The sequence below is a fragment of the Seohaeicola zhoushanensis genome (assembly GCF_014656415.1).
GTDB classification, from domain to species: Bacteria; Pseudomonadota; Alphaproteobacteria; order Rhodobacterales; family Rhodobacteraceae; genus Seohaeicola_A; species Seohaeicola_A zhoushanensis.
Genome location: NZ_BNCJ01000010.1, coordinates 102,972 through 129,403 on the forward strand (window position 1 = coordinate 102,972; position 26,432 = coordinate 129,403).

Sequence of the window (26,432 nt, forward strand, 5' to 3'; positions counted from 1 at the left end):
GACAGGGGACAGGACATGTTCAAGCACTTCTCCAAGCGCGACCACGAAACCGCCCCGGACAGCAAGGTCATCATGCTGAACCCGGTTCAGGAGGCCCCCGTCGTCCAGCCCGCCCCCGAGGAAGACCGCGAACTGCAACGCTCGCTCGAACTGAAGAGCCGCCTGCACGACGCTCTGCTCGACCGCCTGAACCTCTCCGTGATCGACAAGGTTGTACCCGAGGAGCTGCGCCGCGAAGTGGCAGCGCTGACCAGTGAAGTGCTCGCTGCGGAAAACACGCCGATGCGCAGCGAGGATTTCCGCCGCATCGTCGACGAGCTGATGAACGAGGTTCTGGGCCTCGGCCCACTCGAACCGCTGCTGGCCGACCCAACGATCAACGATATCCTCGTCAACGGCCACAAGGACGTCTTCGTCGAGCGCCACGGCGTGCTGGAGCGCACCAACACCCGCTTCCGCGACGAGCGTCACCTGCTGCGCATCATCGACAAGATCGTCTCGCGCATCGGCCGCCGGATCGACGAGAGCAACCCCTGGGTCGACGCCCGCCTCGAAGACGGCAGCCGCGTCAACGCCATCATCCGCCCCTGCGCCATCGACGGACCCAGCATCTCGATCCGCAAATTCTCGCGATCGCCGCTGACGCTCGACCGGCTGGTCGAGACCGGCGCGTTGAACGCCCAGGCCGCCCGCTTCCTGCGCGGGCTGGTCGAGGCGCGGATGAACATCCTGATCTCGGGCGGCACCGGCTCGGGCAAGACCACCATGCTCAATGCCATCTCCGCTTCGATCGACCACCGGTCGCGCATCGTCACCATCGAAGACGCCGCCGAACTGCAACTGCAGCAGGAGCACGTCGTGCGGCTGGAAACCCGCCCGGCCAACCCGAACGGCCAGGGCGCGGTGATGCAGCGCGACCTGGTGCGCAACGCCCTTCGGATGCGCCCCGACCGCATCATCGTCGGCGAGGTGCGCGGCGCCGAGGCCTTCGACATGCTGCAGGCGATGAACACCGGCCATGACGGGTCGATGACCACGGTCCACGCCAACACGGCGCGCGATGCCTTGGGCCGCCTGGAACAGATGGTCTCGATGATGGGCATGGAGCTGCCGCTGCACGCCATCCGCGCGCAGATCGCCTCGGGCCTGCACTTCATCCTCCAGCTCAACCGTCTTGCCGATGGCAAGCGCCGGATCATGAGCATCTCGGAGGTGACCGGCATCGAGGGCGACGTCATCACCATGCAGGACATCTTCGTCTTCCGCAAACGCGGCAAGAGCGACAGCGGCGAGATCCTGGGCGAGTTCACCGCCACCGGCATCCGCCCGCGTTGCGCCGACGAGTTGATCGCGGCGGGCGTGAACCTCGACCACACGCTGTTCCAGGCCGGGAGGGCATAAGCGATGACCATGCCCGCCTTCACCGACCAGGACCTGGCCTATCTGATCTACTGCGGCATCGCGCTTGGCGTGCTGCTGGTCTTCACCGGCGGCGCGCAACTGTTCAGCCGCCGCGAGAACCATGCCGAGGCCAAGAGCCGTCGGATGCGCATGATCGCCAAGGGACGCAATACCGCCGAACTGCTTGCCCTGCTTAAACCGGCGCCCAAGCGCGGCATCCTAAGCCGCCTGCCCCTGGTCGGCGACCTGCCGCATCAACTCCGCCGCGCCGGCCTCACCCTTCGCGCCGACCAATTCGTCGCCATCTGCGTGCTGCTGACCATCCTGGTCTTCGCCGCAATCGTCGTCACCTTCGGCCCGACGCTGGCCCTGCCCCTGGCGCTGACCATCGGGTTGGCGCTGCCGGTCGTCGTGGTCAAGGCGCGCTGCAAGTCGCAGACCACCAAGCTGCTGCACCAACTGCCCGACGCGATGGACATGATGGCCCGCGGCCTAAAGGTGGGCCATCCGCTCAATAACTCGATCGGCGCCGTCGCCCGCGAGATGGCCGACCCGATAGGCACCGAGTTCGGCATCGTCTTCGACCAGGTCAACTATGGCGACGACCTGCCCGATGCCTTCCAGGAATTCGCCGAGCGCGTGGACATCGAGGATGTCTATTACCTCGCTGCCAGCATCGGCATCCAGCACGGCACCGGCGGAGACCTGGCCAGCGTGATCGAGACCCTCTCGCGGACGATCCGCGACCGGATCGCGATCCGCCGCAAGATCCGCGCGATCTCGTCCGAGGGGCGGCTCTCGGCCTGGTTCCTGTCGTCGCTGCCGGTGGTGATCTTCGGGTTCACCTCTTTCACCGCGCCCGACTACTACGCCGGCGTGATGGGCGACCCGATGTTCAAGCCGATGGCCGCCGCAATCATCGTCATGAGCATCGCCAATATGCTCATCCTCAAGAAACTCGTCGAATTCCGGATCTGAACGGAGGCACAACATGCTGGACGTTTTTGCAACCTACGCCGACCAATACGGTCTGACCGCCGAGATGCTGCCTTTGACCGGCCTTGCCGCCGGCGCGATGCTGGCATTCTGGGGCGTCTCCACCGCAATGGCACGGCGCAATCCGGCCGCCGACCGTCTTGCCTCCATCGCCGCCAGCCGGCGCGAAGCGCGGCTTGACCGCGGCCTTCTGAAAGCGCCCGAGGTGACCCCCGGCAAGATCATGAAGGCCTTTGTCCCGGCCGACAACGTCAAGCGCTCGGAGCTTCAAAGCAAGCTTGCCCAGGCCGGTTTCGCGCGCCCCGAGGCGCTGCTGCATTTCACCCTGGTCCGCATCTTCCTCGGCCTGGTTCTGCCCGGTCTCCTGCTGGCCCTGATCGTGGCCAGCCGCACGCCCGGTATCGACCTGCCGGCGGCGGTGACCGAACGCCTCGGCGGATTGACCAACCTCGGCACGCTGCAACTGCTCTCGGTCCTGATCGCGCTGGGTTACTTTGGCCCCGCCTACTGGCTCGACGGCCGGGTGAAGGAACGCCGCCAGCGGATCGAGGAGAGCTTTCCCAACGCGCTCGACCTGATGCAGATCTCGGTCGAATCCGGGATGGGTTTCGACGCTGCCATGACCCGGGTTGGCAACGAGCTGATGCACACCTCGCCCGACATTGCCTTCGAGTTCCTGAGCGTCCAGCGGCAGATCCAGGCCGGCCGCCCGCGCGAAGCCGCGATGTTCGACATGGCACAGCGCACGGGGGTCGAAACCGTCCGCTCCTTTGCCAACGTCGCCAAACAGTCGATGCAGTTCGGCACCAACATGTCCTCTGCCCTTACGACCTATGCGCACGAGCTGCGTAACTACCGCGAGATGCGCGCGCAGGAGATGGCCAACAAGCTTCCGGTCAAGATGTCGGCGGTTCTGGCCTCGTTAATGCTCCCGGTTCTGATCATGCTCACGGTCGGCCCTGTTGTCATCCGCTATGCCCGCATGATGGGCGGCTGAGTCGTTTCGCAAGTCGCAACGATCCGACCCGAGTTAACCAATTCATTAACCATTATTGACCAAAACCCGGCCCGAAACCGCGAAAACAGCGATTCCGGGCCGGGTTGCGCCCGTTTCATGCCACAAAGGGGACACATTCTCGCTGGCCGCGGTTTCAGGCCAAGGCAAGCGAACGACTTTTTGAGTGAACCAGTGTCCGGATCGACGGTGTAATCCGGGGGGATAATGGTGGATCGGTTGAATAGAGTTGAAATGATGTCCGGCGACCTTCACGCCGAAAATGCTGCGGAGATTTCCACGATCGCGGCAATTGCAAACTGGTGTGAAGCCATCCACGGCAAGCAGCCGCTGGCCCGCGCACTCCGCAGCCTGGCCGAAAGCCTTGGCGCCGAAGCGGTGGCCGTGACCCGCGTCTCGCTCAATCCCGGCGGTCAGACAGGGATGGTCTGCTTCGACGCCGCCTCCGGGCCCGACCTGCGCGCGCCACTCGACCGTTCCTATGCCCGCGCCCTGCTCGGCGCTTATTTCGACAAGGCCCGCACCGGCACCGCTTGGTTCCGCTCGGTGATCGAGGACGAGATGGATCCGGCGCTCTCGCTGTTCCACGCACGCCGCCGGATGGGGGACCTCGCAGTGATCCCGCTTGAAGGAACCGGCCGCACCATCGACTTCCTCGAGCTGCATTTCCCCACCCGTCAGAGCGCCCACCGCCACGCGCTGATCTCCTTCGTCGCCGATACGCTGGCCCGCACCTGGCAGAACCGTGCCGAGGGGCAGTTCACCGAGGCCCTGCTGCGCGTCGATCTCGCCCGCAAGGTGGCGCAGCCCGGCGCCCCGGTTCTCAGCATGCAGAACCCGGCCCGGCTCAGCCGCGCGGAATACCGGCTTTGCCTGCTGCTCAGCCAGGGCCGCAGCGCACAGGAAGCACGCGAAGACCTGGGCATCTCGGAGTCCACCCTGCGCAGCCACCTGCGCAACATCTACGCCAAGACCCATACCCACAGCCAAAGCGACCTCATCTACCTGCTGATGTCAGCCCTGCCCTTCTCGCCCGGCTCCCACCGCGAGGGGAACGCAGCATGACACATCTGAACGAGTGCCTCCCGCTGCTGCTCCTGTCGCCGGTGCTGATCGCCGTGGCATGGACCGACATGCGCGAGCTGCGCATCCCCAACGTCCTGGTGATGCTCATCATTGCCATCTTCCTCGCCACCAGCCCGATGCTGAGCTTCGGCGAATTCGGCACCCGCCTGATCGCAGCAGCTGTGGTCTTCCTCGGCTTCTTCTTCGCCTTCGCTCTGCGTCTGGTCGGAGGAGGCGATACCAAGATGATCCCCGCGCTTATCCTGTTCATCCCCTCGGCCGGGCTGACCGGCTTTGCAATGGTATTCTCGGCCTCGCTGATGTTCAGCATCCTGGTCGTGCTCGCGCTCCAGTCGCAGGCGCTCAGCCACTACAGCAACTGGTCCATCGCCCGCGTGAAGGGCCACATGCCGATGGGTCTGGCGATCATGCTCTCGGGGCTGACCTTCCCCGTATTCTGGGTCTTCGCGGCCTGAACGTGCCTTGACCGCAGGCGGCGCTTGCCCGTAGAAGCGCCGGGAAGGTGCCGGGCACCTGCCGCCTGCGGACGAAAGTCACGGTGAAGCCCGGAGATTGACGACCCCTCACCCTCGCGGCATTTCGCAGGTGGGCAATGCAGGCCCCCATCCACAGGAAATGCCTTGCCGGAGGAGTGAGCCTTGTCTCATCCAATCGAACCGCAGGGCGGAAGCAACCCGTTCCTCAACGCGCCCGTCTGGCGCGTCTTCCTGTCCACCGCCGTCCCGATGGCCATCGTCCTGTCGATGAGCGGGGTTCTGAACCTCGTCGATGGCATCTTCGTCGGCCGTTTCGTCGGCCCCGAGGCCCTCGCGGCAGTGAGCCTCGCCTTCCCGGCCGTCATGGTCATGACCGCGCTCTCCACTCTGGTGGGAGGAGGCATGGCCAGCCTGATGGCCCGCGCCCTGGGCGCAGGCGAAACCTCCCTCGCCCGATCCACCTTTGTCCGCGCCCATGGCCTTGCCCTGGCGGTGTCGGCCGCTTTCATCGCCGGTGGCCTTGTAATCGGCCCTGCCCTGATCCGCGACCTCGCCGCCGGCAATGCCGGGGTCGAGGCGATGACGCGGAGCTACCTGCTCGTGCTGCTCATCGGCCTTCCGGTGCGGCTGGTTCTTGGACTGCACGCCGATGCGCTCCGCACCGAGGGCCGAGCCAGCCTGATCGCGGTGCTCTCGATGTTGCTCAACCTCTGCAACATGGCCGCAAACTGGCTGCTCATCGTAGTCCTGGACTTCGGGGTCACAGGCTCGGCACTGGGCACCGTCGCCAGCGAGGCCATCGGTCTTGCCCTCCTCGTTGCGATCCGCCTGCGCGGATCGCGCGAAGTGCCGATGCGGTCACTTCGCCAGTGCAATTGGTGGTCTGGCTGGCGCGAGATCCTCGTATTGGGGCTGCCCCTGTGCCTCGGCTTCATCGGCCTGGCGGTGGTCTCGATCAGCGTGCTGGGCGCGCTGCGCTTTCTCGACGGCAGCGATACCGGCGCACTCGTTGCGGCCTATGGCGTCGTCACCCGCATCCTCGGGCTCGCCTTCCTGCCGCAGATGGCGTTTGCCCTGACCGCACAGACCATCACAGGACATAACGCCGGAGCCGGCCAGACCGACCGGGTCCGCGCCGGCCTGACCTTATCCTGCGCGGTGGCGTTCCTGTGGTGTCTCGCCGTGACGCTTGTCCTGCTGGTGGCTCGGGGACCTGTGGCCGAGATGTTCTCGACCGATCCCGCGATCATTGCCGGCGTGGGGTCGATCCTGCAGCCGATGATGGTGTTCTACCCATTTGCCGGTCCGATCCTTGTCCTGGCCCTCTATTACCAGGCGCTCGGACAACCGGGGCGAACTGCACTGCTGACGCTCTTAAAGCCCTGGCTGTTGACGCCCCTGCTGGTGCTAGGTGCCGCACACCGCTTAGGCTCCGACGGCCTATGGCTTGCCTTCCCGTTGGCCGATGGCATTCTTCTGGCATTGGGTGCCGCCCTGCTGGTGCGCGCCGGTCACACCGGAAGGCCCGCCAACATTGCGGAGGAAGCACGATGACCCTGCCAAGCCTCGACGAGGCCAAGACCCAGGCTCGCGCTCTGCGCGTGGCCCTGTCGGCGCGCGGGACCACGATCAGCCACTCCGAAGCGCTGGAAGCCATCGCCGTGCAGCACGGCGCCAAGGACTGGAACACGCTGCAGGCCCGCATCCGCAAGGCTGCAACGCGTCCGGAGCTGACCCTCGGGGCAGCCGTGTCGGGCCGCTACCTGGGCCAGCCCTTCACCGGGCGGCTCGTCGCGCTGTCAGGCCCGCCCGAGATGCGCCAGGTCACGATCCGGCTCGACAAGCCGGTCGATACCGTGCGGTTCGAGAGTTTCTCGAACCTGCGCCACCAGATCCGTGGGGCCATCGACGCAACGGGCCAGTCGGTCCGGCGCACCTCCGATGGCGTGCCGCATCTGATCGTCGACCTGCCTTCCTAGAGCATGGCGTCAAGCCACGTCTTCGAGTTCGGCCAGGTCCGGCAGCGGCGCAGGGTCGAAGATATGGACATGCTCGGGCGCCACCTGGAGATGGATCACGGTCTCAGGCGGCGCCGAGAACCGGCCCCGGACCAGCACCCGAATTGTCTGCCCGGCAATCCTTGCGGTGATCTGGGTCTCTGACCCGGTCGGCTCGACCACCGAGACCACCGCCGGCCAGCCGGTCTCGGCCACCGCGAAATGCTCAGGCCGGACGCCTACCGTCACCTCGCTGCGCCGCTTCGGATCGCCGACCGGCAGCCGAAGCCGCGTGCCATCGGCCATCAGGAGTATATCCCCCTCGGCCAGGCGTCCGCTCAGGAAGTTCATCGGCGGCGAGCCGATGAAGGCCGCGACGAACAGGCTCGCCGGACGGTCGTAGAGCTCCAGCGGCGGTCCCATCTGCTCGATCACCCCGCCGTTCATCACCACCACGCGGTCGGCCAGGGTCATCGCCTCGATCTGGTCGTGGGTAACGTAGATCGTCGTGGTGTTCAGCCGCTGGTGCAGTTCCTTGATCTCCGAGCGCATCTGCACCCGCAGCTTGGCATCGAGGTTCGAGAGCGGCTCGTCGAACAGGAAGACATTCGGATCGCGCACGATGGCCCGGCCCATGGCGACCCGCTGCCGCTGCCCGCCCGACAACTGACGCGGCTTGCGGTCGAGCAGCGCCTCCAGCCCCAGGATCCGAGCCGCAGCGCTCACCCGTTCGGCAATCTCGGGCTTGGGCACCCGGCGCTGGCGCAGGGCAAAGCCCATGTTGTCGCGCACGTTCATATGTGGGTAGAGCGCGTAGTTCTGGAACACCATGGCGATATCGCGGTCCTTCGGCGCCACGTTGTTTACCACGCGGTCGGCGATCAGGATGTCACCCCCGGTGATATCCTCCAGCCCCGCGATCATCCGCAGCAAGGTCGACTTGCCGCAGCCCGATGGCCCGACCAGCGCGACGAATTCGCCGTCCTCGATGTCGATCGAGATGCCGTGCAGCACCTCGACGGCCCCGTAGGCCTTCCGCGCGTTCCTGATCTGAACCGTTCCCATGCTCTCTCCCCTAAGTCTTTTCGACACTGGCCCCCACGGACCTACCTTTCAGCCGTTCCCGCCCGCCTGCGCTGCCTTCTCGTTCAGCAGCTTGATCAGGAACTCGCCTGTATTCTTCTCGTGCTGCTCGGCAAGCACCGCAGCCGCGCCGAAATCACCGGCACGGATCATGTCGCGGATGCTCTTGTGCTCCTGCAGCGCCTTTTCCAGGCGGTCGTGCTGGGGCACCAGCCCGTAGCGTTGCGCCGACATCAGCCCGTGCATGTTGTCCAGCAGCCGCCGGCACCAGCGCGAGCGCGGCGTGTCGCACAGCAGGTCGTGGAATTCATAGTTCAATTCTGCCACCTGGACATAGTCCTGCGCGTCCAGCGCCCGGCGATAGGCCTCGATATTGCGGTCGATCAGTGCCTTGCGCTCGGCGTCGAAAAAGGCCGCGCCGAGCTCGATGCCCAGCCCGCAGATCTGCCCTCGCAGCGCGCTGATCTCGGAAATCTGGTCCAGCTCCAGCCCCTTTACCACCGCGCCGACGTGGTTCTGGATATCGAGCCAGCCCTCGGAGGCCATCCAGCGCAGCGCCTCGCGGATCGGTGTTTCACTGATCCCCAGCGCCTGCGACATTTCGTTGGTGGTGATCCGGTCCCCCGGTCCGATCTTGCCCGCCAGGATCATCGAGCGGATATGGCGCCGAGCCATCTCGGTCTTGGTATTGAACTGGTTTGTAGCGGTCATCGCTCCACTCCCCTTCCCATGTTGCGCAATCGGCGCGGTCTAGCCCTTGGTTGCGCCGTCGGCGAGCCCCTTGATAAGCCATTTCTGGACCAGCAGCGCGAAGATCACGACCGGAACCACCGTTATCGTACCCACCGCCGTCAGCGCGGCCCAGTTGGCCCCGTTGATCGTATCCCCGGCGATCCCGGCAATGGCCACCGGCATCGTCGTCGCGTGGCGGTTGGTCAGCACCAGCGCAAAGAGCAACTCCTCCCAGGCCAGGATCATCGAGAAGATCATTGTCGAGATCAGGCCCGGCAGCGAGATCGGCACGATGATCTTGAAGAAGGCGCCATAGCGCGAACAGCCGTCGATCATCGCCGACTCTTCCAGCTCGCGCGGGAGCGAGACGAAGAAGCTACGCATCAGCCACATGACATAGGGCACTAGGAAGGTGCTGTAGGCCAGAATCAGCGTGATGTGCTTGTCGGTCAGCCCCAGCTTGCGCGCCACCAGGAACATCGGCACCGCCAGCGCAATCGGCGGCACCCCCCGCGACAGCAGGATCAGCAGCCCGAAAGTGGCCGCGCCCTTGATCCGGACCCGCGCCAGCGCATAGCCCGCCATCGCCCCGACCAGCAGCGAGAAGACACCCGAACCAAAGGCCACGATGATCGTGTTCGCCAGCCGTTTGTTGATATCGGCTCGGGTCATGTATTCGACGTAGGTTTCCAGCGTCGGCGAGAACAGGAACTTGGGCGGGTTGGTAAAGATATCGACCTGGTGCTTGAACGAGGTCAGCACCATCCAGAAGACCGGAAAGAGGAAGATCACGCTGACCGCGATTCCCGCCGCGATCCGCACCCGGTTGCCGGCAACGCCCTGCCGTGCGGGGGTTCTGCTCATGAACGCCATCCTAGAACCACTCCTCGAGCTTGCGGCTGCCGCGCAGGAAGATCCCGGTCAGCACCATGGTCAGAACCAGCACGATCACCGCCATCGCCGCCGCTTCGGCAAAACGCAGTGAACGGAAGGCCTCTTCGTAGATGAACAGGTTGACCACCCCGGTCGCCTTGCCGGGACCGCCATAGGTGGCCGCCAGCACGATATCGAACATCTTCACCGCGCCCAGCCAGCGGATCACGAAGGTGGCCGCGATCACCGGGACCAGCAGCGGCACCGCGACAGACCAGAGCGTCGACCACCAGTTGCAGCCGTCGATCTTGGCCGCCTCGAAGACGTCCTTGGGCAGCGCCAGCATGGCGGCGGTAGCGATCAGCACGATGAAGGGCGTCCAGCGCCAGGTGTCGATGATGATCACCGCCGCCATGGCCAGGTTCGCATCGCCGAACCAGTCGAGCGGCCCCAGACCGATCAGCCCCAGCCAATAGTTCAGGATCCCCCAGAGCGGGTCGAGGATCATCCGCCACATGCCCCCGGCGACTACCGGCGCGACCACCATGGGAATGATGAACAACGCCCGAAGCAGCCCCCGCCCGGCCCAGGGCGCATTGATGAGATAGGCAATGAAGAATCCCAAGGCGACCTGGATCGGCAACGCGAAGACCAGGTAAATCAGCGTCACCTTCATCGAGTCCCAGAAGCGATAATCGGCGATCACTTCGCGGTAGTTCTCGAGCCCAACCCATTCGCCAGCCCCGAAGGAGGTGATCTCGAAACGCGAGAAGCTGATGTCGAGCGTATAGAAGATCGGATAGGCGAGCAGCGCGACCATCAGAATGATCGCCGGCAGCATGAAGGACCAGCGCACCAGCAGGTCGCGGGTCAGAGGATTACGGCGCGTTTTCGCACTCCCAGGACTGGCTGCCAGAACATCACTCATACCTCATCTCCTTTCGTGTCGACAGCCCGCCAGATCGGCCCGCGCGCGCGCACTGGATCGAGCAAGGCAAGGTCACCCTGCTCCACTTCGTAGCCCTTCGGGAAAGGCGGCCTGGGCTCCAGGTCGAGGGCGAGCATCACCCGGTCATCGGCGTAGTAGCTCCGCGCCACCACCATCTCCAGCAGTCCCGCCAACTCGCGATTGCCGGTGCGGAAAGCCTCCAGGAGATCGCGCACCTCATCTCTCGGCAGTGCGCCGAACCCTCCACCAGCCATGTCTAGGATGCGCGCCAATGCGGTCCGCACGCCTGTCGCATCCCGGTCGAGCGACGCAACGATATCCGCCAGGATCGCTGGATCGTCCGCTCCCGGCATCCCGTGCTCGACGCTGGCGGGGATCATGTATCCAGCCACCATAGCGAGAACGCCCCGCTCCTCGGCGGTCAGTTCGATGGAAGGCCTTATCATACGTTCCATTCCCGCCTCAGTCGAACAGATCATAGATGCGGGCCTTGATCCGGTCCCCGATGTAAAGCGCCAGCGCCTGGATCGTCGAGGTCGGGTTGACCCCGCCCGAAGTAACGAAAAGGCTACCGTCGACGATGAACAGGTTGCGCACGTCATGCGCGCGGCCCCATTCGTTGACCACCGACCGCTCGGGGTCGCGGCCCATCCGCGCGGTGCCCATGAGGTGCCAGCCGGCATACGGCAGCAGCGTCTTTGACGTGATGTCCCGCGCCCCCGCCTCGGCCAGGATCTCGCGCCCGCGCGCAACAGAATGTTCCAGCATCTTCCGTGAGTTGTCGGACAAAGTGTAAGTGATCTTGGGCGCCGGGATGCCGTCACCGTCCCGCAGGCTCTCGTCGAGCGTCACCCGGTTGTGCTCTTCCGGCAGATCCTCACAGATCGAGACCATCCCGGCGCTATGCCCGAACAGCCGCCGCATCGCCGCATGATGGTCGGCACCCCAGGGGATCAGCCCATCGGCCATGCCGTTGATCGCCGTCCGCACGGGCCCCATCCCACGCGAGAACTGATAGGCATAACCCCGCAGGAAACCGCGCGCGGCGTCGGTCTCGTAGAACTCCATGCTCCAGGTGCAGATGGGCGAACCGCGCAGGCTGTCCATCGGCTGGTCGAAATGGCCCCGGATCTGGGCATAGGGGTGCAGCATCAGGTTCCGCCCCACCAGCCCGCTGGAATTCGCCAAGCCGTCAGGGAACCGTCCCGAGGCCGAGTTCAGCAGCAGCCGAGGCGTTCCGACCCCATTGCAGGCGACCACCACGATCTCTGCCGTCTGGAAGATCTCGCGCCCTTCGCGGTCATAGTAGACCGCGCCGCTTGCCATGCCCTCGGCATTCGTCTCGATCCGCGCCACCCGGCAGCCGGTGCGCACCTCGACCCGCGAGCGGATTGCCTCCTGCCAATAGGTGATATCGGTGCTTGCCTTGGCCCCCTGCGCGCAGCCCGAGCCACACTGGCCCAGGTTGATGCAGGGCGCGCGGCCATCGTATTCCTGCGTGGCGATGGCCGCGTCCGAGGGCCACCAATGCCACCCCAGGCGGTTCATCGCGGTGCCCAGCACCTCGCCCGTCCGGCCCATCGGTATCGGCGGCATGACCGCGGGCTTTTCCGGATAGGCCGGATCGCCGGCCAGGCTCGCCACGCCCATCTTGCGGTCGTTCAGGTCGTAGAACGGCGCAAGCGTGTCATAGTCGATCGGCCAGTCTTCGGCCACGCCATCCAGGCTGCGCACCCGGAAATCCGAGGGATGCAACCGAGGGAAATGCGCGGCATAGAAAACCGTGCCGCCACCGACGCCGTTGTAATTCGCCACCTTGATCGGCGAGTCGTCGTCGTTGATCGGATAGTCGGCCGGCAGCCCGCGCCGGTTCGGGCTGATCGCGTAGTCTTCGTAGGTGCGCCCCTCCCAGTCCCGGCGGTTGGCCGGAAAGGCCGAAGGCACCGGCCAATCGCCCTGCTCCAGGCAGACAATGCGCATCCGCGTTTCGGCCAGGCTCCAGGCCAGCGCGGCGCCGGACGCTCCGGCGCCGATGATGAGCACATCCACCGGCTCGGGATTATGAGCTGCCTTCGACTGCATGTCCGGCCCCGGCACCCGCCCTCAGATCGCCAGCCGCGGGATCGGCGTGCGCTTGGGCATGTCGATCATCGGCGACGGCGGGTATTTGGCAAGTGCCGCCTCGACCGGCTCGGTGCCCCAGCCGGGACGGTCCGGGACGATCAGGTAGCCGTCCTTGATCTCGGGTTCATGGGTGAAGATCTCGCCATCCCAGGCGATCCGGTCGATATCGGTTTCCATGATCCGCAAGTTCGGCACCACGGCGCTGAAATGCGCGTTCATCATGGTGCAGAGATGCCCGTAGAAGTTGTGGCTCGCGACGTTGATCTCATGCGCCTCGGCCGCCGCCGCGATCTTGAGCGACTGCCAGACCCCGTTCCAGGGCGTGTCGATAATCGCCACGTCAATCGCCTGCTCGCGGAAGAACGGCAGGAACTGCTGCAAGCCGATCAGCGTCTCGCAGGAGGAGATCGGATGCCGGCTCTTTGAACGGATATAGGCCAGAGCGCGCGGATCCAGCGTGTCGATCTCGACCCAGAACAGGTCCAGGTCCTCGATCTCCCTGAGGAATGACAAATAACCCTCTGTCTTTCCGTTGAAATTCAGATCAAGCAGGATATCGATATCCGGCCCGGCCTCTTCCCGCATGATCTGCAGGTGTTTGCGCAGGTCCTTGCGGGTGCGCCGTTCCACGTTGCGGCCCGGTTCGTGCGGACGGCTGAACCCAGGCGACCAGCCCTCGATCCGCCCGGCCTCATCATAGTGGAAGATATTGGTCTTGAGCGCACTGAACCCCTTCTCGCGCACCTCGCGCGCGATCTGGCGAACGCCGCTTTCGTCGCGGATGCCGGGCGGGAAATGCTCGGTCCGCGTGCGGTAGGATACGCAGTGCGACCAGTAAACGCGGATCTTGTCGCGCATCTTGCCACCCAGCAAAACGTGGCAGGGCACGTCCAGCGCCTTGGCCTTGACGTCCAGCAACGCGTTCTCGATGGCCCCGATGGCCTGGCCGACCACACCGCCAGATCCCGGACGCGTCACGTTGCGCAGGTCTTCGCGGATATGCTCGTGGAAATGCGCGCTCTGCCCGATCAGCCGGTGCGAGAGTTCGCGGATGATGTGGCCAACACCCGGAGAGCCGAAATTCTCGTCGAACTCGCTCCAGCCGACGATCCCGTCCTCGGTCACGATCTTCAGGAAATAGTAGTTCCGCCAGGAGTTGCTGCACGACAAGGTGCTGACTTCGCTGACAATGGCTTTGGAAGGCATCGTGTCCCTCGACAGGTTGCGCGCGCCCGTGGATGTCGCGCCTTGTGGTGAATGCAGACCGCTTTGGCGGTCAAAGGGCGGATACGGGCGGCGCCTGTGGCACCGCCCGCCGGTCTTCAAATCAGCGCAGCGCCTTCTCGATCTTGCCGGCCGCGGTGCTCAGCGCCTCCGAGGCGCTGGCCTGTCCGGCCAGTCCGCGGGCGATCTCATCCGCAAGGATCTGCTGCGCCGCATCGGATTTCGGGCTGCGGATGCGCCACATGTGCCCGGTTTCCGCCGCCTCGTAGGCCTGCTGCAGCGTTGCATAGACCGGACCCAGCCAGGGCTCGGCCGGTGTGCCCGCCAGCGTCGACTTACGCGCCGGGAAAGAGCCCATCAGTGCCGCGTTGATGCTTTCCCCCTGCTTCGAGGTCAGCCATTGCAAGAAGGCCCAGGAAGCCTCGGTCTCTTCGGTCTTGCTGCTCACGCCCGCGATCCAGATGCCGCGATGCGTGCCGGCGCTAGCCGTGCCGACCGGGAGCACCTGAATACCGACTTGGTCGACAGTCAGCGTGGTCGATTTCGGATCGACGGCTGTCGACTTGTAGACGCTGCCCCAGTTGAACATGTTGGCGACCATGCCCTGGCGGAACGCCTGCAGCGACTCCGAGAAGCCATGCCCCAGCGCACCCGGCGGCGCGTAATCCAGCAGCCGTTTGTGTGTTTCCAGCGATTTCTCACCGATCTCGTTGGCGAAGGCCGGCTTGCCGGCATCGTCCAGCAGGCTGCCACCGTTGGCGTTGAGGATCGATTGCCAGATGGTCGGCGTCAGCGGCTCGCGGACGAAATAGGTGTCAATCGCCCAGACGTCGTCCTTGCCGTCGCCATTGGTGTCCCGCACCAGCTTTGGCGCCTCGGCAAAGAACTCGTCCCAGGTCTGCGCCGGGGTCGGCTCGGGCAGGCCCGCCTCCTGGTAGAGTTTGCGGTTGTAGAAGCGCAGCAGCACGTTGGACCGCACCGGCACCGCATATTGCACGCCATCCCATGCGCCCGCGGCCAGCGGCGCCGCGTTGAAATCGTCCCAATCGTAATCCGCCGAGGTCATGCCGGCGATCTCGGAACCCTTCAGATCCTTCAGCGCACCGATCTGCGCCAGCTGCGGCACCCAGGGATCATCCACCAGCAGGATGTCATATTCCGGGTCCGGACTGGTCGCATCCAGCATCATCTTCGCCAGTAGCTCCGTGTAAGGAACACCGTCGAAGACCACGTTAATATTCGGAAATTCCTTATTGAATTCGGGAACTAATGTCTGCTGCCACGCTTTCACGAAAGCCTCGTTCCCGACGATCCGCACCTCGATCGGCGCGGATGCAGTTCCCAGCCCTTCAGCCAGAGCCGAGGTGCACAGCAGCCCGGCAAGGCCAACCGCACCGGCGGCGACGCCAGCCCTCCGAATCCCCCTGAACAGTATTGATTTTGTTTGATTTATCACGGCCTGATCCTCCCCTGATCGCGCAATATTATACATTCTATATAATCTAGAACGCGATCGCGCAAGCCCGACGACGCTCACGAGAAGATGTTCCCAAATACTTCACAAAATTATCTTAACATGCTGTTATTTATCTATTCTCCTGTTGATGGACAGCGTGCATTGATCGAGATCTACGCCCTGCCAGGCTAAACTGATCAAAGTCGACCCACTTAAAAATGCTCGGAATCCCCCCGCATCTCGCGGGCATGGATGCCGAGCACCATCAGCCCCGGCCAGAGCATATAGGCCTGGATCTCCAGGTTCTCACCGAAGGATAGAAGGACGATCGTCATGATGATCGCCATCGGAAGCCGTGCCCTCGGGTGGCGAGTTGCATCCAGCAGCACCAGCACTGTATGCCACAGCATCGGAAGCAGCAGAGCCACGAACCCGGCAACGCCTTTGACGAAGAGTAACCCCCACCAGGTATGATGGCTGCCGATCGGCATGTATTCCACGGCATGGCTCCCTGGATGCACGGTGCCATGGCCGAACCAGAAGGCCTCGGCCTGCCAGCGTTCGCCGGCGATACGCTGCAAAGTCTCGCGGACCCGCGTGCTGTCGGCCCGCGCGCCCCGGAACCGGGCCACGGCCTCGTCCGCCGCGCGCAGAACCGCGGGCCCGATCACCGCGAAGGACGCCGCCAACGCCGCCAGCACCTGCCAGGCCCAGCCGCGTACCACCAGCGGCATCACCCGCGGCCCCAGGGTGCAGGCCACCAGGCCGATCATCCCCATCCGCGATTTCGACAGGACGATCATCGCAACCCCGGCGGCGATCCCGATTGCCCGCCAGCGCCTGCTCTTCTCTTCGAGCGCAAAGGCGACCTGCAGCACCCCCAGCAAGGCGGCGAATGGCGACCAGGGCGCGTAGAACTGCCAGCGTGGCGTCCAGTTCGATGGATCCATCGTGTAGAAGAACACGGTGAAATACTCCGGTCCCGGCCCTCCAACAGCTTTCAGCGGCGAGGTGAATATCCGCTCCGGCAGCCCGGCATAGGGTGCAACGAACAGCACCGGCAACAGCGCAAGTGTCCACAGGCCGACGACGCACTGCCCGCGTATCAAGATCTCGCGCCGGATCGGCAGCACCGCCCCGGCAAGTGGGAACAGCGCAAGCAGTGCCCAGCCCTTGGCCCAGCCGATAGACGACTTGATCGTTTGTCCCGTCCCGAGGTTCCATGACAGGTGCCCTAACCAAAGCACCACCAGCATCGCGCACATGCCAGCGATCCAGCCCCAAACCACAGGCGGCACCGGGCCGGTGGCGCGCAGATCCTCGCGGATGCCAGGCCCGAGATAGAGCGAGAGCATCGCCAGCCCAGCGATCAGCCATCCCAGCACCGGTCCGACGATGTAGAGCGCACCGACGAAGTAGAACGGCCAGGTCCAGCGCAGGGCCGCGAAGACCATAGCCTCGGCCGGGTTGCGCGCCGCAACGACAGTGCTCATTCCGCGGCCACCCGAATGGCCGGCGCGCTGGTGCCCTGCCCCGTGGCAAGCAGTCGGTCGATCAGCGGGCGGCGCATCCAGCCCAGTCCCAAGCCAACCATGAACAGCAGCGTCGCCGCCGCTCCGGCAGCTATCGCGAGCTTGCGCCGAGGCGAGGACGGGCTGTCCGGCAGCGACGGATCCTCTAGCACTTGCACCAGTGGATAGGATGCGAAGAGATCGGACCGGTTGGTCTGCGTCCGCGCCATAGCCGACGCAAAGACCGCTTCTGCCACCGCAAAATCCCGTTGCAGGTCTTCAAGCCGCGCGGCCGGCTCGATCAGCGCGAGGCGGCGGTTTTCCGCAACATCAAGCCGCTCAGCAAGCGCCTCATGTTCGGCCGCCAGTCCGGCCCGCTCGGCCTCCAACTTGACGAGGTCGCTTAACAGTTCGGCCCGATTGCCGACATGCGACAGGTCCAGGCCCGCCAGTGCGGCTTCCGTCAACCCGGTCAGCCCTGCCGCCCGATCCAGCGCCTGCCGCCTCGCCGCTTCATGCCCGACCCGCGCGGCCTTGACCTCGGGGTGGTTCTCGCCATATCGCCCCCGCGCCTGCGACAGCAGCGCCGCCTGTTCGGACATCTGCGTCGCAAGGGCGGCGAATTCGCTATCGGCGTGGAGCTTCAGCGCTGCGGCAGCCAGCGAAGGTGTCGTGCTCAGCGCCTGTTCCAGCGCGACCACCGCCTCGCTCTTCTCGGCCAGGGTTGCAGTGAGATCGCGCAGGCGGCCGGACAATGTGTCCGCTTCGGCGACCAGCACCTTGTATTGCTCGGGCGAGATCAGCCCGGTTTCCTTTTGCAGCCTTGAAATCTCGGCTCGGGTCGACTGGACCGAGTTGCGATATTCCTCGATGGCCCCCCCGGCGCTGGTCTCACGCCGGGCCACTTCGTCCGCCCGCAGCGCGTCGATCTCGGTGAAGAATGCCTGCAACAGGGCGTCGCCCCTCGCCTTGGCGTCATCGGCGGAATTTCCAACGATGGAGACATGAATCAGCCCGGTCTGGTCAACCAGTTCCACCCGCGGCTTGCCGTAGTCCTCGCGCCGCATCTCCATATGTCCGGCCGCCGCATCCAGGATGCGTTCCGCCGCCAGCAGCCGTTTGTAAGTTTCGGTCGGGCTGACCGAACTGCTTGCGAAAGGCGAACTGGCATAGGACGAAGCCTGCCCGATCCGGTCGAGGTTGACCGAGGCCGAAGCCCCGGCGCCCGGCAGGATCAGCGACATCTCGGAAGTATATCGCAGCGGCGCGGTCGCCAGATAGGCCGCAATCGGAGCCCATATCGCGGCACTGCCGATAGCCAGCAGCCCGACATAGCGCGGCAACCGTCCGGCATCGGCGACGCGCCCGCCGCGCAGTAGGCGCATGAAGGACAGTTGACGAATGGGCAGACGCAACAGGCGGGGCATTGGCACGAAACTCGCAGGCAGGTGACACTCCACGAACCTACCATTCCTCGCCGAGCCCGGCTTCAACGCGGGGGGATCACCGCATGGAACTTGCGGAGAAGGACACTATCCTTTCGGAGAGGTCAGAACAGGCCCTGTTCCTTGGCCAGCATCGCCGCCTGGGTGCGATTGGCCGCGCCGATCTTGCGATAGAGCGTCTTGACGTGAAGCTTCACCGTCGGTTCTCGGATATCAAGATCGCGGGCTATCTCCTTGTTCGACTTGCCCAAGGTCAGCCCTTCCAGCACCTCCAGCTCGCGTGGCGAGAGCTTCTCGGCCAGCGGATGCGTTTGGGGTTCTTCCGCCGCGCGCATGAATTCGAGCGGCGCATATTGTTCGCCCATCGCCATGAAACGCACAGCGTTCACCAGCGACTTGCCCGACAGGGTCTTTGGCAGGAAACCGGCGGCACCGGCCTCCAGCACCCGCTCCGCGATCTCGCGGTTCGCAGTCCCCGAGATCACCGCGACGCGGTGATTGCCAGACATCTGCATGATCCGGTGAAGGCCATCCAAGCCGTTCATGCCGGGCATGGTGAAATCGAGCAGCACCAGATCGAACGCCACCCGTTCCAGCAGGGCCGCCGCCTCGTCGACATCGCGGGCGGTTTCCGTCTCCATCCCTGCCTCGCCGCCCAGGAACAGCTCCAGCATGTCGCGCAAAAGATCGTGGTCATCGGCGATCAAAATACGCATGGAACTCTCCAAACTGCGCAACCCGGGAATTCCGGATTGCGGTTCACCTCTGCGTATCTCGTTTATCACGAAAACTCTCCAATCAAATACAACCTTAGGCCATTTGCCGCGAACTGCGGCCCAACTGTGTCTAATACCAGAACTGCGTGACCGAAGCAGGACACTTACGGCTAAGCCACCCTATCCACAGGGATAGGTCGCCCTGTCACCCCAAGCGCAAAGCCGCGCGTTCGGGCAGGGTTTCCCCGGCTTTCGGCGCGAGCTTGGCCCCGGAAAGCTTGGCCTCACCACCGATTGGTCGGGTCTTCCTGGCATTTGGTATCGGGGGGCCGCCGCGCGGGAGAGCCACCCATCCCTGCGCCCCAACCACCTCTCCGGACGCGAAATTGAGCCAGGGCCGGCCGACGGGCATTCAGAAAGCGAAGTTTTCGCATCGGAGTTCCGGCATGTCCTACACCCACCACACCGGCGCAGGTTTCACGGCCCCCGCTGCCGTCCTGCCTCGTCCCGCCCCGCACAGCTTCGCCCGGATCCGGCTGTTCGGCCTCGATGTCATCTCGGCCGAGGGCCGCGAGGTGATCGCGCGCCTGCTGACTCCGGGCAGCCAGGCGCGTGTCGCCTTCCTCAACGCCCACTGTGCCAATATCGCGGCCCGTAACAGCAGCTATGCCGATGCGCTGGCGACTGCGGACATGGTCCTGCCCGACGGGATTGGCGTGGAAATCGCCGCGCGGATGCTGGGCGACGGCTTTGCCGAGAACCTCAACGGCACCGATTTTACCCCGGCACTGCTGCGCGAAGCCGCTCTGCGCGGCAAATCGGTGTTCCTGCTCGGCGGGCGACCCGGCGTCGCCGAAGACGCCGCGCGCAATCTTTGCCGTGCCATTCCCGGCCTGCGCATCGCCGGAACGCGTGATGGTTACGACGGAATAGCCGACGAGACCGCCGCAATCGCCGCAATCAACAAGGCCCGGCCCGACATACTGCTGGTGGCGCTCGGCGTGCCCGCGCAGGACGTCTGGCTTGCCCGCAACGCCCACCGTCTGGACGCCGGGCTAAGCCTCGGCGTCGGCGCGCTGTTCGACTTCCTCGCCGGTCGCGTGGCCCGCGCGCCAGCGGCCGTGCGGCGGGCGCGCTGCGAATGGATCTGGCGGCTGGCGATGGAACCGCGCCGCATGGCGGGCCGCTATCTCGCCGGCAACGCCAGCTTTCTCGCGCGCGCAGCTCTCCATGCGCTGTCCCGGACCAGCGCCACGCAGCACGTCCGCCGCGCTCTGGACATCCTGCTCGCGGGCACAGCCATCCTGGCCCTGTCGCCGCTCACAGCGGCCCTCGGCATCGCCATCCGTGCCGACAGCAGGGGTCCGGTGCTGTTCCGCCAAGTGCGGATCGGGCGGAAAGGCAAGCCCTTCACCATGTTCAAGTTCCGCTCGATGCACGTCGACGCCGAGGCGCGCCGAGCGGCACTGCTCGAGGGGTCCGACCGTGACGGCATCTGCTTCAAGTCGCGCCACGATCCGCGCATCACCCGGGTGGGGCGGTTCCTAAGGCGCTTTTCGATCGACGAGATGCCGCAGCTGCTGAACGTGCTGCGCGGCGAAATGTCTCTGGTTGGTCCGCGCCCCGCGCTGCCCGAGGAATATGCCGCCTACCCGGCCCATGCCCACGGTCGCCTCGCCGTCAAACCGGGCCTGACTGGGATCTGGCAGGTTTCGGGTCGCGCCGAGATTGGTTTCGACAAGATGGTAGATATGGACATTGCCTATGCCCGGTCGCGTTCTCCGCTGATCGATCTGCTTCTCTTCGCCATGACCTTCCGCGCTGTGATTGGCGGCCGCGGCGCCTATTGAGCCCTCAATCCAAGGAGGAGAGTACCATGTCTCATGTCAAGATTGCCGTCTTTCCCGTCGCCGGCCTCGGCACCCGGTTCCTGCCCGCGACCCGCTCGGTCCCCAAGGAGTTCATCCCGCTCGTTGACCGCCCGCTGATCGACTACGCCGTCGAAGAGGCCCGGCTGGCCGGTATCGAGGAATTCGTCTTCGTGACTTCCTTGGGCAAGACCGCGCTCGAAGATCATTTCGGTGCCGCGCCCGAACTGGAACGCAGACTGGCCGAGGGAGGAAAGACAGCCGCCCTGACTGCCCTGCGACGCAGCCGGCTGCCCGAAGGCAGCCATGCCTTCGTGCGGCAGGACCAACCGCGCGGCCTCGGACACGCGGTGTCGCTGGCACGACGGGTTGTCGGCAACCGCCCCTTCGCCGTCCTGCTGCCCGACGACGTGATCCGCGCGCCCCGGCCCTGCCTCGGACAGTTGATCGACGCGCATGAGCGCGAAGGCGGTCATGTCGTCGCCGCGATGGAAGTGCCTCGCGCCCAGGTTTCGTCCTACGGTATCCTCGACGTCCGGCAACAGACCGACGCCCTGGCCCGCGCGCGCGGTCTGGTCGAGAAACCGGACCCGAGCGTCGCGCCCTCCAACCTCGCAGTGGTCGGGCGGTATGTTCTCTCGCCTTGCATATTCGAGACCCTGGCCCGCACAGGCCCCGGTGCCGGCGGCGAGATCCAGCTGACCGACGCCATAACCGCTGATGCCGCCTCTGTGCCAGTTGCGGGCTACCGCTTCACCGGGGAACGCTTCGATTGTGGCACGGTTGCCGGGCATCTTGCGGCGACCATCGCCTTCGCGATGGAGCGGCCCGAACTCGCCAAGGCCATGTCCTGCCAGTTCTTCGACCATGCGACAGGCCAGGCGGCGGCCTGACTCACCTTTCCTCAACACCCATGCACCATTACTGGAGGCTTCGGCTGGATCCGACCGGCCGGCTGCCTATCCATTCGGATAGGGGCCTTGCCCCAATGCCCACAAGACCGCGCCGCCATTTTATGGCATCACACTCGCAGGGAACCGCCGAAGGAGGTCCGATGTCCGCAATTCTACAATCCGCCGCCATCATCGCCATCGCTCTTGCGTCGCCTCTCTACGCCGGCGACCTGCCCGCGCCGACCGGCGAAATCCTGCTTACCATCAGCGGCCAGATCACCGAGACCAACGGCGACGGCCTCGCACGGTTCGACCGCGCCATGCTCGAAACGCTCGCCCCAGTGACAATCGAGACCACCACGATCTGGACCGACGGAAAGCAAAGCTTCACCGGCGTTCCCCTGGCCCGGCTGATGGAAATGGTCGGCGCCAAAGGCGAGGTCGCCAAGGCCACCGCGATCAACGACTATGCCGTCGATATACCTTCCGAGGACTGGATCGAAAGCGGCCCGATTGTCGCTTACCTCAACAATGGCGCCTCGATGTCGGTTCGCGACAAGGGGCCGCTTTGGGTCATCTATCCATACGACTCCAAGCCGGCCTACCAGACCGAAGTGATCTATTCCCGCAGCATCTGGCAACTCGACCGGATCGAGGTCACGCCCTAGGTCACAGGCAATGAGCGCTCATGTCCCCCGCCCCCTGCAAAACCCCGGAACAAGGCTGAAGTTCGTCGCTGCCGTGCTCGGACTCAGCATGGCGCTGGTTGCGGGCATGGCCTGGCTGGTACTGAGCGAACTCGAAGAACTCTCGACCGCCAATTCGGACAACCTGCAGTGGACGCTGGCACAGGCCGACGTTGAATACCTCCGTTTTCGTCTGGCCATCGACGAAGCACGGCACCACGACGGCAGCCTCGCCGACGTGCGCCGCCGCTTCGACATATTCTACAGCCGCATGGACACGCTGGAACGCGGGACCGTCTACCAGACGCTTCGCGAGTCGCGCGAGTTCGACGCACCGAGGGAACGACTGACAACCTTCCTATCCCGAACCATCCCGCTGATCGACGCGCCAGATGCACAGCTTGAAGCCGGGCTCGGAGATCTCGCCGCCCAGGCACTCGCGATTTCCCCGCACGTGCGCGCGCTGTCGCTATCGGGCCTCTCGGCATTTGCCCAACTCTCCGACCACCGGCGCGCCGAATTGACCAAGACACTCGTATCGATGGCCTTTGTGCTCGCCCTTTTGGTCGCCGGGCTGGTACTCCTGGCCTTATCGCTGTTCCGCATGGCGCGGCTGGCGCAGGCCCGCGCACATCAGATCGACCAGACCGCGGCACGCTTGACCACCATCATCGAGACCTCGCAGGACGCGATCATCGTGACCAACCGCCAGGGCGAGATACTCGACTTCAGCCCCTCGGCCGAACGCCTTTTCGGATATGCGCACGGCGAGGCGCTGGGTCAAAAGGCACTCGACCTACTGGTGCCGCCGGAACAGGCTGAGGCGATCCGTCCGAACATGGCGGCCTTGCTGGCGAACGAGCACAAGGAAGGCCCCTGCGAGCGCAAGGGCGAAATCGTCGCCGTCGACAAGTCGGGCCGGGTGTTCCCGGCCGAGTTCTCGATCGACCTCGCCGACGACGGCGAGACCCACCTTTTCGTCGCCTTTCTGCGCGACATCTCCCAGCGCAAGGTGGCCGAGGCCGGGCTCAAGGACGCCCGCGACCGCGCGCTGGCAGGCGAGCGCGCCAAGGCCGAATTCCTCGCCGTCATGAGCCACGAGATGCGCACGCCGCTGAACGGCCTCCTGGGCACGATGGACCTGCTGCACGACCACAGTCTGACGGAACGCCAGACAGCCTTGGTGGAACGGATGCAATCCTCGGGCCGCCTGCTGCTGGGCCTGGTGAACGACGTGCTCGACCTCTCCAAGTTCGAGGCCGGCAAGATGGAGGCCGAAGCCCGGCCCTTCTCCTTCGCGAAACTGCTCGACGGCGTGGTCGCGACCGCGGCGCCGCTGGCTGTCGCCAATGGCAACTCGCTGTCCTGGCGCTGGGTCGGACCGGCCAAGGAAGGCGCCGTCGGGGATTCCCGACGCCTCCGGCAGGTGCTGCTGAACCTCGTCGGCAACGCGATCAAGTTCACCCGTGGCGGCAAGGTCGAGATCGAAGTGGAATGCATCAAGGCCCCGACACCAATCGCCGAGTTCCGCGTCATCGACACCGGTATCGGCATCGCGCCCGAAGATCTCGACCGGATCTTCCAGGACTTCGTGACACTCGACACTTCCTATGCCCGCAAGGCTGGGGGTACCGGCCTCGGGCTCGGCATCGCGCGCCGTCTCGCAAACCTGATGGGTGGGGCCATCGGCGCCCAGAGCACTGCCAGCCAAGGCACGACCTTCTGGCTGCGCGTGCCCCTCGTTCCGCTGTCCGAAGCGCTTCTGCCCTCTGATGCGCCGGAGCGCCCGCGCTCGCCGCGCGAAAGCCTCAACCTGCTGATCGTCGAGGACAACGAGATCAATCGCTTTGTCCTGCGCGAGATGCTCGAAGGTGCCGGCCATAACGTCACCGAGGCCATCAATGGCCGCGCCGGGGTGGAATGGGCGAATGCCGAACGCTTCGACGCCATCCTCATGGATATTTCAATGCCGGTCATGGACGGCGTCGAGGCCACGCGCATCATTCGCGCCGGTTCCGGCCCCTCACGCAATGCTCCGATCATCGCGGTGACCGCCCACGCGCTGCACGACGAAATCCTGCGGTTCCGCGAGGCGGGGATGGAGCTTTGCATCAGCAAGCCGATCGACCGCACAGTCCTGATGCAGACGCTTGACCGCATCGGCCCCAATGTTACCGGCCCAACAGCGAAAGCGGCGCCCTCCACGGACGATCTCGTCGACCTGGCTCAGGTTCATATCCTGGCGACTGCATTGCACGCCGCCAAGCGCCGCGGCTATCTCGACCGCTTCGCGGCCGAGACCGGACAGGCCGTCACCATTTTGTCCGCTGCGACCGAGGGCACGCCCGAAATCGCCGCCATCGCTCATAAATGCGCCGGCAGCTGCGCTGCCTTCGGGCTGACCGCCCTGCGCCAGTCGCTGGCCGAAATCGAAACCCGGATCAAGCAGGGCCAACCGCTCGACCCCGGCCTGATGGCCACGCTGGAGGCAACCTGGACCCAGAGCCTCCAAGCGCTGGAAGGCGCCTTCGGAGCCGAGATAACGTCAGCCGTGGATTAAGGCACCACCGCGATGGCGCCTGCCAGCGCCATCAGCCGTGCAATCTCCGAGATATTGGTGATGCCGCTGTCGTAACAGGCGATGGCATCGCCCGGTAGCAGGTAGGGGTCGTAGTCGTCCCGGTCCGCGCGCGAGCGCATGGTTTCGACCTTGCGCTGGATCACCACCGAAACCCCGGTCATCGGATTGCGAGAAAACAGCGCCGCCGAGCGATCCGCGCTCGACGCGCGTGGGCCGCCGACGCAATTCGCATCGATCACCGCCTGCATGAAACGTGTGCCATAGGGCACCTCGCGCACTGTCTGGCCGATGGCCGAAGGCGCATTGCCCGCCGCCGGCTGCGTCAGGTTCGACAGATAGAGCGAAATCCCAGGCGGGCTGATCAGACCGGGACGCATCATCTTGTCCTGGAAGCAGAGCCTCGTCGGCACCTCGATCTCGTCACCCCCGATTAGCATTACGTCCTCGAAGGTCCGCCCTTCGAGAACTCCGCGCAGGTCAAGCGTGTAATGCGTACCGTTCCTCGTGATCCGGACCGCCGAAAGGTCGGCATCCGGTCGGATCCCCCCGGCACGCCGCAGTGCGACCGACAGGTTGCGCCCTTCCGTCGAGGCCCCCAGCGCTTCTTGCCGCCGGCTGTCGACCTGATCGCCCGGCACGCCGCCGATATCCACTGGCTGTGGTTCGAACACCGCGCCGGTGACACCGACACGGGCCGATGCGAAATCCTTCACCAGAAGCGCGATATCCGGCGCGTCGTCGTAATACCCCCCGGCCAGAAGCGCGCGGCGCACGTCTGCGGCTACTTGTGCGGTGCTGCGCCCCTGCGCCGGAACCGGCTTGAGATAGGGCAGCTTGAGCGTTCCATCCCGCGAAATCACGTAATCGCCGGTGAAGGTGGTGTCTTCGGGCATCCGGAAATCGACCAGGTCGCCCCGCGACAGCACCTCTCCGCGCAGGGCAGCCGGGATGATACCGCTGTATTTGCCGCCCCCGCCGCTGCCCTGGGCTTCCGCCGCGAAGGGCCGGCATTTCGAGGCATTGATCTGCGGCGCCAACAGATACCCCACCGCATCCCTCGACACAGCAAAATCACGATATTGCGCCTGGTAGGCACCGCCGGTCGCAACCGGTTCGAGGTTGTCGGACACGGGAACAGCCGAACAAGCGCCCATCAACAGCGCCAGCACGCTGGCCGAGGTGGTCTTGCGGCTAAAATGCACTGGATCCCTGCTCCCGCGCGGTTCTCGTTATGGTTGCAGGGAATATAGCGGCCCCGGGACCGCTACGTCCATCACCACGAAGGCCCTGTCCCCCTATCCGATCGGATAGTGACCTCAC

The 26,432-nt window shown here is 65.0% G+C and carries 23 protein-coding genes; 11 read left to right on the forward strand and 12 right to left on the reverse strand.

Translation table 11 applies throughout. From position 1 onward, the window contains the following. Positions 1-15: 15 nt before the first annotated feature. From IE266_RS16505 to IE266_RS16535, 7 genes are all read left to right on the forward strand, one after another. Positions 16-1,401, forward strand: a complete 1,386-nt coding sequence (locus tag IE266_RS16505) for a TadA family conjugal transfer-associated ATPase (protein ID WP_189681212.1) — start codon at positions 16-18, stop codon at positions 1,399-1,401. 3 nt (positions 1,402-1,404) lie between these two features. Next, positions 1,405-2,379 (forward strand): type II secretion system F family protein, encoded by a 975-nt coding sequence (locus IE266_RS16510; RefSeq protein WP_189681213.1) that lies wholly within the window; start codon positions 1,405-1,407, stop codon positions 2,377-2,379. Between the two features lie 13 nt (positions 2,380-2,392). After that, complete coding sequence (locus IE266_RS16515) at positions 2,393-3,394, forward strand: type II secretion system F family protein (protein WP_189681214.1); 1,002 nt, start codon at positions 2,393-2,395, stop codon at positions 3,392-3,394. Positions 3,395-3,649: 255 nt separating this feature from the next. Further along, entirely contained in the window at positions 3,650-4,477 is an 828-nt protein-coding gene (locus IE266_RS16520) for a helix-turn-helix transcriptional regulator (RefSeq protein ID WP_189681215.1), read from the forward strand. Further along, on the forward strand, positions 4,474-4,953 hold the full coding sequence (locus IE266_RS16525) for a prepilin peptidase (RefSeq protein WP_189681216.1): 480 nt from the start codon (positions 4,474-4,476) through the stop codon (positions 4,951-4,953). The genes IE266_RS16520 and IE266_RS16525 overlap by 4 nt, the downstream gene beginning before the upstream one ends. Before the next feature lie 183 nt (positions 4,954-5,136). Next, positions 5,137-6,528, forward strand: coding sequence for an MATE family efflux transporter (locus IE266_RS16530; protein WP_229864196.1), 1,392 nt, complete (start codon positions 5,137-5,139; stop codon positions 6,526-6,528). Further along, entirely contained in the window at positions 6,525-6,953 is a 429-nt protein-coding gene (locus IE266_RS16535; protein WP_189681217.1) for a glyoxalase superfamily protein, read from the forward strand. Before IE266_RS16530 ends, IE266_RS16535 begins: the two co-directional genes overlap by 4 nt. Before the next feature lie 9 nt (positions 6,954-6,962). Here the strand turns inward: IE266_RS16535 and IE266_RS16540 are convergent, their stop codons facing one another. The 11 genes from IE266_RS16540 to IE266_RS16590 form a co-directional block, all read right to left on the reverse strand. Continuing rightward, positions 6,963-8,036 carry an ABC transporter ATP-binding protein gene (locus IE266_RS16540; RefSeq protein WP_189681218.1) on the reverse strand — a complete coding sequence of 358 codons (1,074 nt, stop codon included), beginning with the start codon at positions 8,034-8,036 and terminating at the stop codon, positions 6,963-6,965. Positions 8,037-8,084: 48 nt separating this feature from the next. Further along, complete coding sequence (locus tag IE266_RS16545) at positions 8,085-8,765, reverse strand: GntR family transcriptional regulator (protein ID WP_189681219.1); 681 nt, start codon at positions 8,763-8,765, stop codon at positions 8,085-8,087. Positions 8,766-8,804: 39 nt separating this feature from the next. Continuing rightward, complete coding sequence (locus tag IE266_RS16550) at positions 8,805-9,650, reverse strand: carbohydrate ABC transporter permease (RefSeq protein WP_229864198.1); 846 nt, start codon at positions 9,648-9,650, stop codon at positions 8,805-8,807. Between the two features lie 10 nt (positions 9,651-9,660). Continuing rightward, entirely contained in the window at positions 9,661-10,587 is a 927-nt protein-coding gene (locus IE266_RS16555; protein ID WP_229864199.1) for a carbohydrate ABC transporter permease, read from the reverse strand. Then, the gene (locus IE266_RS16560) at positions 10,584-11,063 is read right to left on the reverse strand and encodes a hypothetical protein (protein WP_189681221.1); all 480 of its coding nucleotides are present in this window, start codon (positions 11,061-11,063) and stop codon (positions 10,584-10,586) included. Before IE266_RS16560 ends, IE266_RS16555 begins: the two co-directional genes overlap by 4 nt. Positions 11,064-11,070: 7 nt before the next feature. Continuing rightward, on the reverse strand, positions 11,071-12,690 hold the full coding sequence (locus IE266_RS16565) for a GMC family oxidoreductase (protein ID WP_189681222.1): 1,620 nt from the start codon (positions 12,688-12,690) through the stop codon (positions 11,071-11,073). A gap of 21 nt (positions 12,691-12,711) precedes the next feature. Next, positions 12,712-13,938 carry a mandelate racemase/muconate lactonizing enzyme family protein gene (locus IE266_RS16570; protein ID WP_189681223.1) on the reverse strand — a complete coding sequence of 409 codons (1,227 nt, stop codon included), beginning with the start codon at positions 13,936-13,938 and terminating at the stop codon, positions 12,712-12,714. Between the two features lie 121 nt (positions 13,939-14,059). Beyond that, a complete protein-coding gene (locus tag IE266_RS16575) occupies positions 14,060-15,493 on the reverse strand; it encodes an ABC transporter substrate-binding protein (protein ID WP_229864201.1) in 1,434 nt (477 codons plus the stop codon). Positions 15,494-15,624: 131 nt separating this feature from the next. After that, positions 15,625-16,905: an O-antigen ligase family protein gene (locus IE266_RS16580; RefSeq protein WP_189681224.1), complete on the reverse strand. Its 1,281-nt coding sequence runs from the start codon at positions 16,903-16,905 to the stop codon at positions 15,625-15,627. Continuing rightward, entirely contained in the window at positions 16,902-18,308 is a 1,407-nt protein-coding gene (locus IE266_RS16585; RefSeq protein ID WP_229864202.1) for a GumC domain-containing protein, read from the reverse strand. Before IE266_RS16585 ends, IE266_RS16580 begins: the two co-directional genes overlap by 4 nt. Before the next feature lie 164 nt (positions 18,309-18,472). Continuing rightward, positions 18,473-19,084, reverse strand: coding sequence for a response regulator transcription factor (locus IE266_RS16590; RefSeq protein WP_189681226.1), 612 nt, complete (start codon positions 19,082-19,084; stop codon positions 18,473-18,475). 446 nt (positions 19,085-19,530) lie between these two features. On the opposite strand from IE266_RS16590, the gene IE266_RS16595 reads away from it, so the two are divergent. The 4 genes from IE266_RS16595 to IE266_RS16610 all read left to right on the forward strand — a co-directional run bounded on the left by IE266_RS16595 (position 19,531) and on the right by IE266_RS16610 (position 25,091). Beyond that, positions 19,531-20,934: a WecB/TagA/CpsF family glycosyltransferase gene (locus IE266_RS16595; protein ID WP_189681227.1), complete on the forward strand. Its 1,404-nt coding sequence runs from the start codon at positions 19,531-19,533 to the stop codon at positions 20,932-20,934. 26 nt (positions 20,935-20,960) lie between these two features. After that, entirely contained in the window at positions 20,961-21,845 is an 885-nt protein-coding gene (locus tag IE266_RS16600) for a UTP--glucose-1-phosphate uridylyltransferase (RefSeq protein WP_189681228.1), read from the forward strand. Positions 21,846-22,006: 161 nt separating this feature from the next. Next, positions 22,007-22,513: a putative pterin-binding protein gene (locus IE266_RS16605; protein ID WP_189681229.1), complete on the forward strand. Its 507-nt coding sequence runs from the start codon at positions 22,007-22,009 to the stop codon at positions 22,511-22,513. A 10-nt stretch (positions 22,514-22,523) separates the two neighbouring features. After that, positions 22,524-25,091: a hybrid sensor histidine kinase/response regulator gene (locus tag IE266_RS16610; RefSeq protein ID WP_189681230.1), complete on the forward strand. Its 2,568-nt coding sequence runs from the start codon at positions 22,524-22,526 to the stop codon at positions 25,089-25,091. Here IE266_RS16610 and IE266_RS16615 read toward each other — a convergent pair. After that, positions 25,088-26,314, reverse strand: coding sequence for a polysaccharide biosynthesis/export family protein (locus IE266_RS16615; RefSeq protein WP_308434602.1), 1,227 nt, complete (start codon positions 26,312-26,314; stop codon positions 25,088-25,090). The genes IE266_RS16610 and IE266_RS16615 overlap by 4 nt on opposite strands. Positions 26,315-26,432: the final 118 nt, after the last annotated feature.

Excerpts from the sequence above, each read along its gene's own strand:
- IE266_RS16585 (WP_229864202.1), bottom strand. The coding sequence starts at position 18,308 with ATGCGCCTACTGCGCGGCGGGCGCGTCGCCGATGCCGGACGGTTGCCG.
- IE266_RS16555 (WP_229864199.1), bottom strand. The coding sequence starts at position 10,587 with ATGAGTGATGTTCTGGCAGCCAGTCCTGGGAGTGCGAAAACGCGCCGT.
- IE266_RS16605 (WP_189681229.1), top strand. The coding sequence starts at position 22,007 with ATGTCCGCAATTCTACAATCCGCCGCCATCATCGCCATCGCTCTTGCG.
- IE266_RS16510 (WP_189681213.1), top strand. The coding sequence starts at position 1,405 with ATGACCATGCCCGCCTTCACCGACCAGGACCTGGCCTATCTGATCTAC.
- IE266_RS16560 (WP_189681221.1), bottom strand. The coding sequence starts at position 11,063 with ATGGAACGTATGATAAGGCCTTCCATCGAACTGACCGCCGAGGAGCGG.
- IE266_RS16590 (WP_189681226.1), bottom strand. The coding sequence starts at position 19,084 with ATGCGTATTTTGATCGCCGATGACCACGATCTTTTGCGCGACATGCTG.
- IE266_RS16600 (WP_189681228.1), top strand. The coding sequence starts at position 20,961 with ATGTCTCATGTCAAGATTGCCGTCTTTCCCGTCGCCGGCCTCGGCACC.
- IE266_RS16515 (WP_189681214.1), top strand. The coding sequence starts at position 2,393 with ATGCTGGACGTTTTTGCAACCTACGCCGACCAATACGGTCTGACCGCC.
- IE266_RS16565 (WP_189681222.1), bottom strand. The coding sequence starts at position 12,690 with ATGCAGTCGAAGGCAGCTCATAATCCCGAGCCGGTGGATGTGCTCATC.
- IE266_RS16570 (WP_189681223.1), bottom strand. The coding sequence starts at position 13,938 with ATGCCTTCCAAAGCCATTGTCAGCGAAGTCAGCACCTTGTCGTGCAGC.
- IE266_RS16550 (WP_229864198.1), bottom strand. The coding sequence starts at position 9,650 with ATGAGCAGAACCCCCGCACGGCAGGGCGTTGCCGGCAACCGGGTGCGG.
- IE266_RS16595 (WP_189681227.1), top strand. The coding sequence starts at position 19,531 with ATGTCCTACACCCACCACACCGGCGCAGGTTTCACGGCCCCCGCTGCC.
- IE266_RS16535 (WP_189681217.1), top strand. The coding sequence starts at position 6,525 with ATGACCCTGCCAAGCCTCGACGAGGCCAAGACCCAGGCTCGCGCTCTG.
- IE266_RS16540 (WP_189681218.1), bottom strand. The coding sequence starts at position 8,036 with ATGGGAACGGTTCAGATCAGGAACGCGCGGAAGGCCTACGGGGCCGTC.
- IE266_RS16525 (WP_189681216.1), top strand. The coding sequence starts at position 4,474 with ATGACACATCTGAACGAGTGCCTCCCGCTGCTGCTCCTGTCGCCGGTG.
- IE266_RS16505 (WP_189681212.1), top strand. The coding sequence starts at position 16 with ATGTTCAAGCACTTCTCCAAGCGCGACCACGAAACCGCCCCGGACAGC.
- IE266_RS16610 (WP_189681230.1), top strand. The coding sequence starts at position 22,524 with ATGAGCGCTCATGTCCCCCGCCCCCTGCAAAACCCCGGAACAAGGCTG.
- IE266_RS16580 (WP_189681224.1), bottom strand. The coding sequence starts at position 16,905 with ATGAGCACTGTCGTTGCGGCGCGCAACCCGGCCGAGGCTATGGTCTTC.
- IE266_RS16520 (WP_189681215.1), top strand. The coding sequence starts at position 3,650 with ATGTCCGGCGACCTTCACGCCGAAAATGCTGCGGAGATTTCCACGATC.
- IE266_RS16545 (WP_189681219.1), bottom strand. The coding sequence starts at position 8,765 with ATGACCGCTACAAACCAGTTCAATACCAAGACCGAGATGGCTCGGCGC.